Source organism: Hymenobacter sp. BRD128 (genome assembly GCF_013256625.1).
Lineage (GTDB): Bacteria > Bacteroidota > Bacteroidia > Cytophagales > Hymenobacteraceae > Hymenobacter.
This window is the reverse complement of sequence record NZ_CP053908.1, coordinates 1,358,041-1,371,323: the sequence shown is the minus strand read 5'-3', so window position 1 is coordinate 1,371,323 and position 13,283 is coordinate 1,358,041. Positions and strand designations below refer to the sequence as shown.

Annotated in this window: 12 protein-coding genes; 6 read left to right on the top strand and 6 right to left on the bottom strand. The window is 61.9% G+C overall.

The features are described from left to right. Positions 1–94 precede the first annotated feature (94 nt). The gene (locus GKZ68_RS06175; RefSeq protein ID WP_173112042.1) at positions 95–517 is read right to left on the bottom strand and encodes an IS1 family transposase; all 423 of its coding nucleotides are present in this window, start codon (positions 515–517) and stop codon (positions 95–97) included. Between the two features lie 154 nt (positions 518–671). Here GKZ68_RS06175 and GKZ68_RS06170 point away from each other — a divergent pair, with 154 nt between their 5' ends. Next, entirely contained in the window at positions 672–1,586 is a 915-nt protein-coding gene (locus GKZ68_RS06170) for a flavin reductase family protein (RefSeq protein ID WP_173112039.1), read from the top strand. A gap of 379 nt (positions 1,587–1,965) precedes the next feature. On the opposite strand, the gene GKZ68_RS06165 is transcribed toward GKZ68_RS06170, so the two are convergent. From GKZ68_RS06165 to lpxK, 5 genes are all read right to left on the bottom strand, one after another. Next, a complete protein-coding gene (locus GKZ68_RS06165) occupies positions 1,966–3,192 on the bottom strand; it encodes an alanine dehydrogenase (RefSeq protein ID WP_173112036.1) in 1,227 nt (408 codons plus the stop codon). Between the two features lie 75 nt (positions 3,193–3,267). Continuing rightward, entirely contained in the window at positions 3,268–3,702 is a 435-nt protein-coding gene (tsaE, locus tag GKZ68_RS06160; RefSeq protein ID WP_254244181.1) for a tRNA (adenosine(37)-N6)-threonylcarbamoyltransferase complex ATPase subunit type 1 TsaE, read from the bottom strand. A 68-nt stretch (positions 3,703–3,770) separates the two neighbouring features. Next, entirely contained in the window at positions 3,771–4,373 is a 603-nt protein-coding gene (locus GKZ68_RS06155; RefSeq protein WP_173118228.1) for a tRNA-(ms[2]io[6]A)-hydroxylase, read from the bottom strand. Between the two features lie 10 nt (positions 4,374–4,383). Further along, positions 4,384–6,429 (bottom strand): putative porin, encoded by a 2,046-nt coding sequence (locus GKZ68_RS06150; protein ID WP_173112033.1) that lies wholly within the window; start codon positions 6,427–6,429, stop codon positions 4,384–4,386. 60 nt (positions 6,430–6,489) lie between these two features. Continuing rightward, positions 6,490–7,596, bottom strand: a complete 1,107-nt coding sequence (gene lpxK, locus GKZ68_RS06145; RefSeq protein ID WP_173112030.1) for a tetraacyldisaccharide 4'-kinase — start codon at positions 7,594–7,596, stop codon at positions 6,490–6,492. Between the two features lie 36 nt (positions 7,597–7,632). Between lpxK and GKZ68_RS06140 the strand changes: the two genes are divergently transcribed. The 5 genes from GKZ68_RS06140 (at position 7,633) to GKZ68_RS06120 (ending at position 13,209) form a co-directional block, all read left to right on the top strand. Then, on the top strand, positions 7,633–8,319 hold the full coding sequence (locus GKZ68_RS06140; protein ID WP_173112027.1) for a uracil-DNA glycosylase family protein: 687 nt from the start codon (positions 7,633–7,635) through the stop codon (positions 8,317–8,319). Positions 8,320–8,410: 91 nt separating this feature from the next. Continuing rightward, a complete protein-coding gene (locus GKZ68_RS06135; protein ID WP_173112024.1) occupies positions 8,411–9,532 on the top strand; it encodes a Nif3-like dinuclear metal center hexameric protein in 1,122 nt (373 codons plus the stop codon). Then, entirely contained in the window at positions 9,522–10,292 is a 771-nt protein-coding gene (locus tag GKZ68_RS06130; RefSeq protein ID WP_173112021.1) for a zinc ribbon domain-containing protein, read from the top strand. The genes GKZ68_RS06135 and GKZ68_RS06130 overlap by 11 nt, the downstream gene beginning before the upstream one ends. A 193-nt stretch (positions 10,293–10,485) precedes the next feature. Further along, a complete protein-coding gene (locus tag GKZ68_RS06125; protein ID WP_173112018.1) occupies positions 10,486–11,925 on the top strand; it encodes a DUF3808 domain-containing protein in 1,440 nt (479 codons plus the stop codon). Between the two features lie 9 nt (positions 11,926–11,934). Continuing rightward, positions 11,935–13,209, top strand: a complete 1,275-nt coding sequence (locus tag GKZ68_RS06120) for an anthranilate synthase component I family protein (RefSeq protein WP_173112015.1) — start codon at positions 11,935–11,937, stop codon at positions 13,207–13,209. The last annotated feature ends 74 nt before the right edge of the window (positions 13,210–13,283 follow it).

Sequence of the window (13,283 nt, the reverse complement as noted above, 5' to 3'; positions counted from 1 at the left end):
CTACCTGAGATTTATCCGGCTAAGTAGCAGCTTTTTTTTCGTTTGTGCGCCGGCCAGACTCGCGCCCTGCTCAGTAGTATAGCCGAGCCCGCCGCTAGCTTGCCCGGAAACGCTCCCAGCGTATCATCATGTACTTGTCGCCGAGTTCGGTCACGACCAGGCCGGCGCTTTTCAGGTTTTCGGGTTTCTGAAAAAACTCGGCTAACTCTTTTTGATTGAGAATCTTATACGTCGGGTGGTAGTCGGTCTGGCGCGGGGCCTTCACACCGTATTTCTTCACCCAGTTCATCACGCTCACGTGGCTCACGCCCAGCAGGCGCTCAATCTCCCGGTAGCTCACTCCTTCGATGTAAAGCTGCAAGGCCTTCACCACATAATACGGATTAACCTCACGCCCCACCTTGGCCACGGTGTAATGGTAGCCGCAGCTTTTGCAGCGAAAGCGCTGGCGCTCATTGATTACCCCACTCTTGGTGGCTTCCTTCGAGTCGCATTTGGGGCAGGCGGGCGCGGTCATGGCAACGGTGGAAAGCGGGGTGGGAAGGTCAGCAAGAGGCTAGCGGCAAATGTATAGGAATTTAGCAAAAAACTGTGCGTTGCGACCAAAGCTACCGGGCAGGGCTTCGGTGCGCCCTGGCCGTAGCTTTGACTGGTCAATCCTCCCCCACCCCATGCCTGCCCCCGCCTACCGTGCCATTGCCCCGGCCGACTTATCGCCGGCCGATTTTTACCAATACCTTATCGGCGCGGTGGCGCCGCGCCCCATTGCATTTGCCAGCACCATTTCGGCGGCCGGCGAAGTAAATTTAAGTCCGTTCAGCTTCTTCAATGTGTTCAGTATAAGCCCGCCCATTCTGGTGTTTTCGCCCACCAGCCGGGGGCGCGACAACTCCGAGAAGGATACACTGCACAATGTGCGCGCCGTGCCCGAGGTCGTGATTAACCTCTGCGACTATCCGCTGGTCGAGCAGCTTTCGCTGGCCAGCGCCGAATATCCCAGCGGGGTAAATGAGTTTGTTAAGGCCGGCCTCACCGAGGCAACATCCAGCCTGGTGCGCCCGCCGCGCGTGGCCGAGTGCCCGGTGGCCTTCGAGTGCGTAGTCGAGCAGCTTATCGCCCTCGGCAACGGTCCTGGCCACGGCAACCTGGTGGTGTGCCGGGTGGTGCAGGCCCATGTGCGCGAGGCAATTCTGCTCACCGGCCGGCCCGGCATCGACCCGCACAAGTATGAGGCCGTATCGCGCCTGGGTGGCGACTGGTACAGCCGCCTGCGCCCCGAAAACCTGTTCACCGTGAGCCGCCCCAACCGTCACCTGGGAATAGGTTTCGACGAGCTGCCCACGCACATTCGCCACAGCGACCTACTCACCGGTAACGACCTGGCCAAGCTAGCCAACGTGGAGCGCGCCGCCCTTCCCACCCCCGCCCAAATCGAGGAAATTAAAGCCGAGCCGATGGTAGCGTATTTACTCAATAAGCACCGCACCGACCTAGCCGAGCAGCAAAAGCAGCTGACCCTGCTAGCCCGCCAGTGGCTGGAAGAAGGCCGCGTAGCCGAGGCGTGGCGGGTATTGCTGATAGGCTAAACCTGAAGTCATAAGTATGACTTGCTCACTTACTCCCATCTACAGCTTTCCGTCGGCAACTAGCTTTGCCGCGCTTGACGTTGATTTAACGCATAGATTATCAAGCAAACAGCTTACCGTCATATCGGCGCCGGCCTTACCGAACGTGAGCGCCACCTACTACTGCACCGATTGTCAGCAAATCTGGGTTTTGTCAGAGCCTGATAATGCTTGGCGGGGTTTCTTTTTACCCCAAACAGAAGCGATGCATCATTTACAACACATGCAAAAAGCCACCACTACCCGCCAGCTAGGCTGCTTGGTACTGGTGGCTTTTATTATCCTGCTACTTATCTGGCAAAATTGGAAATGAGTCATTTACCTCAGCCATTTGATGCGCTTAATTCCGCACCGCAATCAGCAGCCCTAGCTCCTTATAGCGCATGTTGAATTTTTTGGCGATGGCAGCATTGGTGAGCGAGCCTTTGTAGATGTAGACGCCCGAGCGGAAATGCTCGTTCGTGAACAGCGCCTCGTTGATGCCGCCCTGCTGGCTGATGTCTTGCAGAATGGGCGTGAAGATGTTGCTGAGGGCGTTGGTGGCGGTGCGGGGCACGCGCGAGGCGATGTTGGGCACGCAGTAGTGCACCACGTCGTACTTGCGGAAAACCGGCTTGCTGTGCGTGGTCAGCTCGCTGGTTTCGAAGCAGCCGCCCTGGTCGATGCTGATGTCGATGATGATGGAGCCGGCCGCCATGCTAGCCACCATCTGCTCGGGCACCATGAAGGGGATGCGGCCTTCCTCCACGGCCAGCGCGCCAATCACCACGTCGGCTCGCCGAATCTGCTGGCTCAGGGCGAAGGTATCGAGGGTGCTGGTGTAGAGCTGCGCGCCGAGGTTATGCTTGAGACGGCGTAGCTTATACAGGTGATTATCAAATACTTTTACCTCCGCTCCCAGCCCGATAGCGGCGCGGGCGGCGTACTCGGCCACGGTGCCGGCGCCCAGAATCACGACCTGCGACGGCGGCACGCCCGTAATGCCGCCCAGAATAATCCCCTTGCCTTCGTTGGAGCGGGCCAGGTACTCGGCCGCCACCAGCATCACCGTCGAACCCGCAATTTCGCTCATGGCGCGCACCACCGGGCGGGCGCCGCTAGGGTCCTTTATCAGCTCGAAACCGATGGCATTCACCTTTTTGCGGGCCAGCGCATTGACGAATTCGGGCGTCATGGTGCCCATTTGCAGGGCCGAGATGAGCGTCTGGCCGGGGCGCATCAGCTCAATTTCATCCATCACGGGCGGGGCCACTTTCAGGATGATGTCGGCCTTGTAGACTTCCTCCGTGGAGTAGGCAATGGTGGCACCGGCTTCGGAGTAGTCGTGGTCGGAGTACTTGCTGGGCTCGCCGGCCCCGCTTTCCAGCATCACTTCGTGGCCTTCGGTCACGAGGTGATGCACGGCTTCGGGCGTGAGGCCGAGGCGGTTTTCCTGCAACGAGGTTTCCTTGGGCAGGCCGATGAAGAGCTTACGCTTGCGCGTTTCCACGGCCAGCATCGACTCCTGGGTGAAGTAGGCGCGGCTCGTAGCCAGCGCGCCAAAGCCGGAGGGTAGCTGTTCGGCCATAACTTATTTCAGTGAGCGGGGCGCAATAACCAGTGAGCAGCTTCTGGCTGCCAGGTACTCATTGCGCACTGCTCATTACTCACTGTTAATTGATAATTGTCTTGATTCGGGGCCGGTTACGGTCAGCTCCACCAGCAGTCGCTGCGGGGGTAGCAGGCTGGCCACGCGGCTAGGCCATTCTACTAGGCAAAGATACCCCGAATCGAAGTACTCGGCCGCGCCCAGCCGGGCAGCTTCTTCTTCGGAGTCGACCCGATAAAAATCGAAATGATAAAGGGACTGGCCCTGGCCGTCGCGGTACTCGTTGACCAGGGCAAAGGTGGGGCTGCTCACATCGTCTTTGACCCCTAGCGCGGCGCACAGGGCCCGGATGAGCGTGGTTTTGCCCGCCCCCATCTCGCCCTCAAAAGCCACCACGGAGCGGCCCGACTCGGCAATGGCCGTGGCGAGCTGCTGGGCGGCCGTGGGCACGGCGGCTAGAGTCGGAATTTCAAGTACAATAGGTGTCACGCTTGGCTAAGCTATAAACTAGTTGTCATGCTCATCTGGCTTCCCGAAGGAGGCATGACACCGTGGAGTTAGTGCATACGGTCGTCGCGCACGGGCAAACTCACTACAATCTCACCCTCGATTTTGAGTAATTCCTGCAAGCGGGCATCGACCTCGGCGGAGTCGCAATATTCTTTGGCCAGGTCGACGTAGCTCACGAAGTGGCCGGCCTCGCTCGCCATCAGCTCGTAGTAGAACTGGCTCAATTCGGGGTCGCGGTCTTGCAAATGCAGCCACAGCAGCTTGAAGCGCTCGCAGCTGCGCGCCTCAATGAGCGATGACACAAGCAGCTGGTCCAGGAGCTGGCGCTCGCGCGGGCCGCCTTTGCGCACGTGCGCCATGAGCTGCACCACGTACTCGTCGCGGCGCGGGCGACCTAGCGGCAGGTTGCGCTTGCGCAGCTCCTTCACCACGCGGTCGAAGTGCTCCCATTCCTCGGCCACGAGGGCAGTAAGCTCGTCTACCAGGCGCTCTTTTTCGGGGTAGTGCACGATGAGCGAGATGCCGGTGCTGGCCGCCTTTTGCTCGCAATAGGCGTGGTCAACCAGGATTTCCTCCAGGTTTTTGCTGGCCAGGTCGGCCCAGCGCGGGTCGGAGTTAAGCTTAAGCTTGAGGATGGTTTTTTCTTTCATCACGAAGAATTTAGCTAAAGAACCGCCACCGCACCCCAAACTGGAAGCGGCGCGGGTAGCCGGTATAATACGGGGCCGTGAAATAGCCGTCGCGGCCCAGCCCCTGGTTGAGGTAGGCCACTTTCAGGAAAAGGGAGGCCGAGCTGATATCGGCGGCCACGAACACGTTAGCCACCGCGTAGTTGCCGATGGTAAAGCGGTCCTGCACGTAAAACTGCTGGGTGCTCGGCGCATAGTTGTAGCCCCGGTAGCTCGACTGGTAATACAGCTCGCCGCCCACCTGCGCAAACAGCGCGTGCCCAAACACCCGCCGCTGGTAATACACCCGCGACTCGGTGACGAGCGCCGGAATGCGCAGGCCCGCACCATCGCCCCCCCGCGTGTAAGTAGCCTGGTTATCAAAGTACACATTGCCTAGCCGGGCGCGGTGCCGCGCAAAGCCGATGAGCAGCACCTTGCTGTCGGCAATGGCGCTGGAGAGCTGCTCGGGCACGCCGTACTGATTATAAAACAGCAGCCCGGCGATGCGCGCGGCGCTGGCGCTCAGCTCAATAGAATGCTCGGCCAGGAAAGGCAGGCGCTGGCGCAGACGCCCCGTGAGCTGCTGGGTAGTGGTGTTGCCAAAGGTGCTCTGCCATTTGTTATCGCTCAGGTTAGTCCAGGTGTAGTTGTTGCCGATAAATACGCGCTGGGTGAGCGTAGCCGAGTAAGAATTAAGTAGCAGCTCGGCCGAGAGCGGGCCGGTGCGGATGCGGCCACGTAGCCAGTACTCGGCGCCCGCGCCCGGCACTTTCACGCTGCCGTTGTCGTAGGGCAGGTACTCGCCGGCCACTTCCACGGCGTAGATGCTGCGGTAGTTAAACGAGGCCGTGCCGCCCACGAACAGCTGCCCGAAGTAGTGCGGCGCCACGATGGTATCGGCCGGGGAGCTGCCCACCGTTTGGAGACGCAGGCCGGTGCCCGAGCGGCCGAGCGGCGTGGTGAGCTGCGAAAGCCAGGCGTTGCGGTAACGGCCGTACACGTTGTACTCGATGCGGTCGGTGCGGCCCAGCAGGCCAAAGGTGTTCTCAATCTGGCGGAAGGTGGCGCGGTCGTCGGTGGCTACCGAGTTGCGCAGCGTGCCCGAGCCGGGAAAGGTGGTGGCCTGCGGATAAAAAAGCAAGAAGCCGCTGGCATCGCGCGGCAAGGCATTGTCGGTATAGCCATTGTACTGCCGCCGCACGTCGAGCACATGGTAGGCCGTGAAACCCTTCTGCGCCAGCCGGTAGCTCTGAAACACGTGCACCTGGTCGCGGTCGTCGATGTTGATGCCCGGCGAGAGGTACACGCGCTCCAAGTCGTACTTGAAGAAGCTGTTGAGCCCCTTCAGCTCCGTAAGGCTTTCGGTGGCAGTTGGCCAAATGCCTCCTAGCTCGCGGGTGCGCTGCCGGCTGGCCGAGTAGTTGGCGAGCAGATGGTAGCGGCCGTCTTCGGTCTGGAAGCGGCTGTAAAGGGTAAAGTTATTGTGCTCGACCTGCCACTGCGACGTATTCACGGCCAGCACCTGATTGCCGGCAATACGCTCGTAATCAATGCCAATACTAAAATTTTTCTTCAGCGAGCGCGAGTAGTTGATTTCAAATACCTGCTCGCCGCGGCTGCCCTGCACGTAGCGAAAAAATGAGTAGGGCGAGCGGCTGTCGTAGTACGGCACCTCGCTCCCGTCGCGGGTATTGCGGTCGAAGGCATTGCGCCCGAAGCGCGCCCCCAGCTGGTAGTTGGGCTGATACAAGAGCGGGTGTGAGGCCGAGCCCAGCACGCCCAAATCTTGCTGAAACGTAGTATCGTGGGCCCAGAAGCGCGCCTGCGGCCACTGCGTGAGGGCGGTATCGATAGGGGTGCCGCCCGTCGAGTCGCGCCGCACCTCGGCCTCGGAGATGACGCGGGTCGTTTTGGGGCCGTAGAGCACCTTGGTCGAGTCGTCGACAATCTGCGCCCGGGCGGCCAGGGGGGCACCCAGCCCCAGCAGCAGCAGTAACAGGAGCCAGCGGCCGGCCGCGTTTTTAAAAGAAACCATGCAGAAATAAACGCTCGATAATAGAAGACGCTGGCGCGCCCAACTCAGCAGTTAAAGGTACTAGCGGCTGGCTGGCCCGGTAGCGGCGGCTACCAGGCTAGCCAGCCGCGCCGCACCGTCGGCCAGCAACGCCACCCGCACCGGAATGGTATAGATATGGCCAGCCAATACCCGCTGCGGCCCGGCCCACAAGCCAGGGCTAGCCAGGCGGGTCGCATCTTTTTCGGTGGTAAAAATAGGCCAGCCCGGCTGCCAGTGCCGCAGCAGAGCGGCGAGGTCGGCTGGCTGAAAGGCGTGGTGGTCGGGTAATTCTTCGTGGTGCTCAATGGTATAGCCCTGTCTATCGAGGTAGCTGCGTAGCGGGCCGGGCTGCGCAATGCCCGTAAGCAGCAGCGCCGGGCCAGGCGTGGGCGGCGGGGCGGGCACTCGCACCAGCTCGGAGCTTAGCCACTCCAATTCGGCCAGAAGCGGCTCGGGTGCCCCATAGGCATACGCCGAAAAAAGCACCGGCACGCCGGGCCGGGCGTAGCGCCGCACCTGCGCCTCGGCGGCGGCCTGCGCTTCGGCCGGCAGGGTGGGCGGGCACTTGGTGAGGATAATTACATCGGCGCGGGCGGCCCCGGGGCGGCTTTCGCGCAGGCGGCCGGCCGGCAGCACAAAGTCCGCGTAAAAAGGTCTGGCCAGCTCAGTGAGCAGGAGGTTGAGTGCCGGGCGCACGCGGCGGTGCTGGTAGGCATCGTCGAGCACCACGCACGTAGTTTCGGGATGGTGCTGACGTAGCAAGTCGAGGCCTAGCCGGCGGCTTTCGGCCACAGCTACGGGCACCTGCTGCGCATCAAATTCCCGGAAGTACTGCCAGGGCTCGTCGCCCACGGTAGCGGCCGAGTCGGCCGCGGTGGCTAGCCTCGGGCCGGTGGTTTGGCGGCCGTAGCCCCGGCTCAGAATGGCCGGGCGCTGGCCCTGGCGCCGCAACTCTTCGACTAGCCAGGTTACGTGGGGCGTTTTGCCGGTGCCGCCCACCCGCAGATTGCCCACGCCCAGCAGCGGCACCCAGCCGGGCGCCGAGGCCTTCCAGCCGTGGTCGTAGAGCCAGTTGCGCACCGCCAGCACGGCGGCATAAAGCCAGGAAAACGGGAGCAGCAGCCAGGCCGGCCAGGGAGGAAGCATGGGGCAAAGGTCGGCCAGCGCCCCGACCTTTGCCCCATGCCCGACTTTGCCGCCCGCTTGCTCAAGCTGCTTTCCACGTTTCCGCTGCCTGCCGCGCCGCTACCGGGCGGCGTGGAAGTGCGCAACTCTTACCACGACCCGGCCGTGCGCGACATTTTTAAAGAATTCGCGCAAAAATTTTATACTCAGGACGCCCCGCGCGTGGGCATCTTCGGCATCAACCCCGGCCGCTTCGGTGGCGGGCGCACCGGCGTCGCCTTCACCGACCCGGTGGCGCTGAGCACCCTCTGCGGCATCAGCCACGCGCTGCCCAAGCAGCGCCGCGAGCTGTCGAGCGAGTTCGTTTATCAGTTCATCGCCGCGCTGGGCGGCCCGGCCGAGTTCTACCGGCATTTTTTCCTCAGCTCGGTGTATCCGCTGGAGTTGACTCGTGAGGGCAAAAACTATAACTATTACGATGCGCCCGCGCTCATCAAAGAACTATGGCCCGCTATGCGGCTATCGCTGACTGAGCAAGCCCAGCAGCTACACCTGCGGCGCGATGTGGCCGTGAGCCTGGGCCGGCGCAACGGGGAGTTTCTGCGCAAAATCAACGATGAGCTAGGTTTATTCGACCGAATTGAGATTCTGGACCACCCGCGCTTCCTCATGCAGTATCGCCGCAAGGGCCTGGCCGAAAACGTGGCCCGCTACGTGGATGTACTGGGCGGGCTGCTCGAATAAATTTGCACAAATTTTGGATTATACCTTAACGTGGCGTATCCTTGTCCTCCCATTCGCTCCGCTAGCTATTCTATTGACTATTACTGCTATTATGCCCACCATTCAGGACCTATCCCGCCTACTAGAGTCTGCCGCCCCCCTCGCCTACCAGGAAAGCTACGATAACGCCGGCCTGCAATGTGGCCTCCCCGAAACCGAAATCACCGGCGTGCTCCTGGCCCTCGACTGCATGCCCGCCGTGGTAGCCGAGGCTAGCCGGCGCGGCTGCAACGTAGTGGTGTGCCACCACCCGGTTATTTTCCGGCCACTCAAGCGCCTCACCGGCAAAGGGTTGGTTGAGCAAACTATCATGGCCGCCCTCAAGGCCGACGTGGCCATCTACGCCGCCCACACCAACCTCGACAACGTGCGCCCGGGCGTAAATGCCAAGCTGGCCGAAAAGCTGGGCCTGGTAAACACCCGCATCTTGGCTCCTAAAAGCGGGACGCTAGCCCGCCTCAGCACCTACGTACCCGACCAGCCCACCAACGATGGCCAGCAGCTGGCCGATAAGGTGTTGCAGGCGCTGTACGCGGCCGGGGCCGGCCAGGTCGGCAATTACCGCGAGTGTAGCTTTCAAACGTTGGGCCTGGGCACCTTCACGCCGGGCCCGGGCACCCACCCCACCATCGGCCGCAAAAACCAGCCTACCGCCGTGGCCGAAACCAGAATTGAGGTGCTGCTGCCCCTGCACTGCCAGACGGCCGTGCTCGCTGCCCTGCGCCAGGCCCACCCCTACGAAGAGGTTGCCTATGAACTGGTTAAGCTGGAAAACCAGCATCAGGACGTGGGTGCCGGCATGGTGGGCGAGCTGCCTGAAGCCTTGCCGCCAACCGCATTTCGCCAGCTGCTGAAAGCTGAGCTGGGGGTACCCGTGGTGAAGTACACCGCGTTCGAAAAAACTATTAAAAAAGTGGCTCTGTGCGGCGGCGCGGGCAGCTTTCTGACCGGCGCTGCGCTGGCGGCCGGGGCCGACGCCTACGTGACCGGCGACGTGAAGTACCACGAGTTTTTCGCGCCCGAAGGCCGGCTCATGCTCTGCGATGTGGGGCACTTTGAGAGCGAGCAGTTTACCGGCGAGGTATTCCGCGATTTGCTGCTGGCACAGTTCGGTCGTACTTTTGCGGTCTTATTCGCTGAAACCCCCACGAATCCCGTTCAGTATGACTGCTAATTCTGCCGCCGTGGCAAATCCGGCCGACGCGCCTATTTCCGCCAAGCTCGAAGCTTTGCTCAACCTGCAACGCATTGATTCGCAGCTGGATGAAATTCGTCGCGTGCGCGGCGACCTGCCCGAGGAAGTGCGCGACCTCGAAGACGAAATTGCCGGCTACGAAGCCCGTGTCAAGCGCTTCGACGAAGAAATTGGTGGCCTGCAAGACCAAATCAAGCAGCGCAAAGCCGCTACCAAAGAGGCCGAAGGCCTTATTAAGCGCTACGAAGAGCAACAAACTAACGTGCGCAATAACCGTGAGTACGAGGCTATTGCCAAGGAAGTGGAGCTGCAGCGCCTCGAAATTCAGATTTCGGACAAGAAAATCAAGGAGGCGCAGTACCTCATCGACCAGCGCAACACCGAGGCCAACGTGACCCGCCAGCGCCTCGACGAGCGCCGCAAAGACCTCGAAACCAAGAAGAGCGAGCTCGACACCATCGTGGCCGAGAACGAAGCCGACGAGAAGCAGCTTATGCACGAGCGCGAAACCGCCGTGCAGCCCGTAGAAGCCCGCCTGCTGACGGCCTACGACCGCATCCGGGGCAATATGCGCAACCGCCTCGCGGTGGTGCTGGTGCGCCGCGACGCCTGCGGCGGCTGCTTCAACACGGTGCCCCCGCAGCGCCAGGCCGACATTATTTCGCACAAGAAAATCATCGTGTGCGAGCACTGCGGCCGTATTCTGGCCGACGTGGAAGGCAAACAATCGGCTAACTAAGGCTAGGTTTGTTTGGCAAGAAAAAGGAACGGCCCCGGTCGTTCCTTTTTTTGTAGCAAGTGATTGGTCTTTAATTAAATAAGCGCTCGTGCTGGAAGTTTCCGCTGAGGTACGCAGAAGAGTTCGCCGAGGTGCGCTGAGCGTAATGGTTGTGCTGGGCAGTGCCTCAGCGGCCCTCAGCGATTCTTTTTGCGTGCCGCAGCGAGTACTTACCGCCCAGCCCGACACCGGGCAAGTGCTCTCCCCCACCGCCCGCCGCGCCTACACCGAGCTGCTGAAGCTGAAAGCCGGCACCTGCCGCCAGTTGCTGGCTAGCGAGCCGGCCAACGCCCCCGGCACGCTACTGGTGGCCGACTGCGCCGACTTTCTGGAGCTACTCATCAGCCTGGATATCAGCCGCTACGATGCCACTGTGGCCGCTCAGGATGCCCGGCTAGCCACCCTCGACAAAGCGCCGGCCGGCGCGCTGCGCGACTACGCGCGGGCTGAAATCCGACTGCACCAGGCGGCGGCCCAGCTGGCCTTTCACCACGAGGTGCGTGGGGCCTGGAACCTGCGCCAGGCCATGCTGCTGACGCAGGCCGTGGCCCAGCGGTACCCCGGCTTTTTACCAGCCCGCAAAACCCTGGGTTTGTGTCAGTTCGGCATCGGCTCGCTGCCCGAGGGCTACCACTGGCTGCTGCGGCTGCTCGGCCTGCGCGGCAGTATTGACGAAGGCCTGGCCAACCTGAGCCTGGCGGCGGGGCAGCCGCACGATTTTCAGGCCGAAAGCCAGATTATCCTGGCCCTCGTGCGGGAGTCGTACTATAAAAAAGGCGACGAAAGCCTGGCACTGGCCGGCCGCCTGGCTCGTGAGCAGCCCGACAATCTTCTGTATAATTATCTGGTTGTCAGTTTAAATAAGCGCCAGCATCATGGCGAGGAGGCCCTGGCTGCTTACCGCGCCCGGCCCACCGGCCCGGCATATTTGCCGCTGGCCTTTCTGCACCATCTGGCGGCCGACCTGCTGCTGTATAAGGGCGACTATGCTCCCTCAATTGCTGAGAACCAGCAGTTTTTGCGCGAGTTTCGGGGCGACTACTACCGCAAGGATGCGGCCTTTAAGCTCTACCTGGCCGCCTGGCTAGGGGGCGACCCGGCCGCCACCACCGAGCGCTACCGCCAGCAAATCAACCTGGCCGGCCCGCTTACCATCGAGGAAGACATCTACGCCCAGCGCTTCTACCACGATGCGCAGCTGCTCAACCCCTCCCTCACCCGCGCCCGGCTACTCACCGATGGTGGCTACTACACGCAGGCAATGGGCATTTTACAGAAATTTCGAGCTACGCCCGCTACGCCCGTGCGCGACCAGCTCGAAGCGCCCTACCGCCGCGCCCGCGTGTGGCAGGGGCTGGCGCGGCCCGACTCGGCGCGGGCCGACTACCTGCGCACGCTGCGCCTATCGGCTGCCCTGGGCGACCCACCCTACTACTTTGCCCCGCAGGCCGCCTTGCAGCTCGGCTACCTGGCCCTGGCGGCTGGCCAGCGGGCGGCGGCCAAAAACTACTTCGAGCGGGCCACGACTTACCAGAAGCACGAGTATAAAAACAGCACCGACCAGAAAGCCAAAGTGGCTTTGCGCGGGTTATAAGCGGAGTTTATGCTGACTATTCCGCTCGCCGACCTCCCGGCCGACTTTCGCATCCGCGCCCTGCAATGGGCGGCTCAGTTTGCGCATTGCGCTTATTATGAGCCTAATGACTTGCAGCAGTCGGCCGCCGGCACTTTCAGCCGGCTGCTGGCCGTGGCGCACGCCGCGCCCACGGCGCCCGGCTCGCTGGCTAGCCTGGCCACGTACCTGGCTAGCCCGGCGGCGCTGCCGCACTGCGGCTTCGTGACCTACGATGTTAAAAATGAGATTGAGCAGTTGAGCAGCCAGAATTTTTCGGGCTTTGACTGGCCGGCGCTGCACTTTTTTCAGCCCGCAATCTGCCTGCGCTGGCACGCCAATACGCTCACCATCGAGGGCCAAACGGCGGGCGTGCTGGCCGCGATTCTGGCTACTGAGGTGGCTAGCCCGTCCCGGCCCGCCGTGCCGCCGCTGCGCCCGCGCCTGCCGCGAGCCGACTATCTGCAAGCTGTGGCCGACGTGCGTGAGGACATTCTCAACGGCGAGGTGTACGAACTGAACCTATGTCAGGAATTTTACGCCGAAGGCGGGCGGCTCGACCCGGTCGCCACGTTCTGGCGGCTCAACGAGGCCTCACCTGCACCCTACGCAGGCTTTCTGCGCCACCACGACCACTATTTACTGTGCGCCTCGCCCGAGCTGTTTATTGCTAAACAGCAGTCGGTTATCACCTCCCAGCCCATCAAAGGCACCCGGCGGCGCGGCACCACCCCGGCCGACGATGAGCAGCAGCGGCTAGCCCTGCTGCACGACGAAAAGGAACGCGCCGAAAACCTGATGATAGTAGACCTGGTGCGCAACGACCTAGCCCGCGTGGCGCGCACCGGCACCGTGCGCGTGCCCGAATTGTTCGGCACCTACGGCTTCCGGCACGTCTGGCAACTGATTTCGACCGTATCGGCCGAGTTGCGGCCGGAGGTAGGGCTAGCCGATATTCTGCGCGCCACTTTCCCGATGGGCTCCATGACGGGCGCGCCCAAAATCAGGGCCATGCAGCTTAGCGAGCACTACGAGGCTAGCCGGCGCGGCCTCTACAGTGGCAGCCTGGGCTACGTGCTGCCCGATGGCGATTTCACCTTTAACGTGGTGATTCGCAGCCTGCAATACCGCGCCGATACCGGCTACCTCAGCTTGCAAGTCGGCTCGGCTATTACTTATGACTCGGTGCCTGCGCAGGAATACGCCGAGTGCCTGCTCAAAGCCCAGGGCGTGCTGGAAGCACTCGGGACGGTTATCAGGGAGTAGTAATACTAGCTACCTGACCCTGCCATTCTGTCATTTACCGGGGCTGCTTCGTATCTTTGTTACTTGCCGCGCAC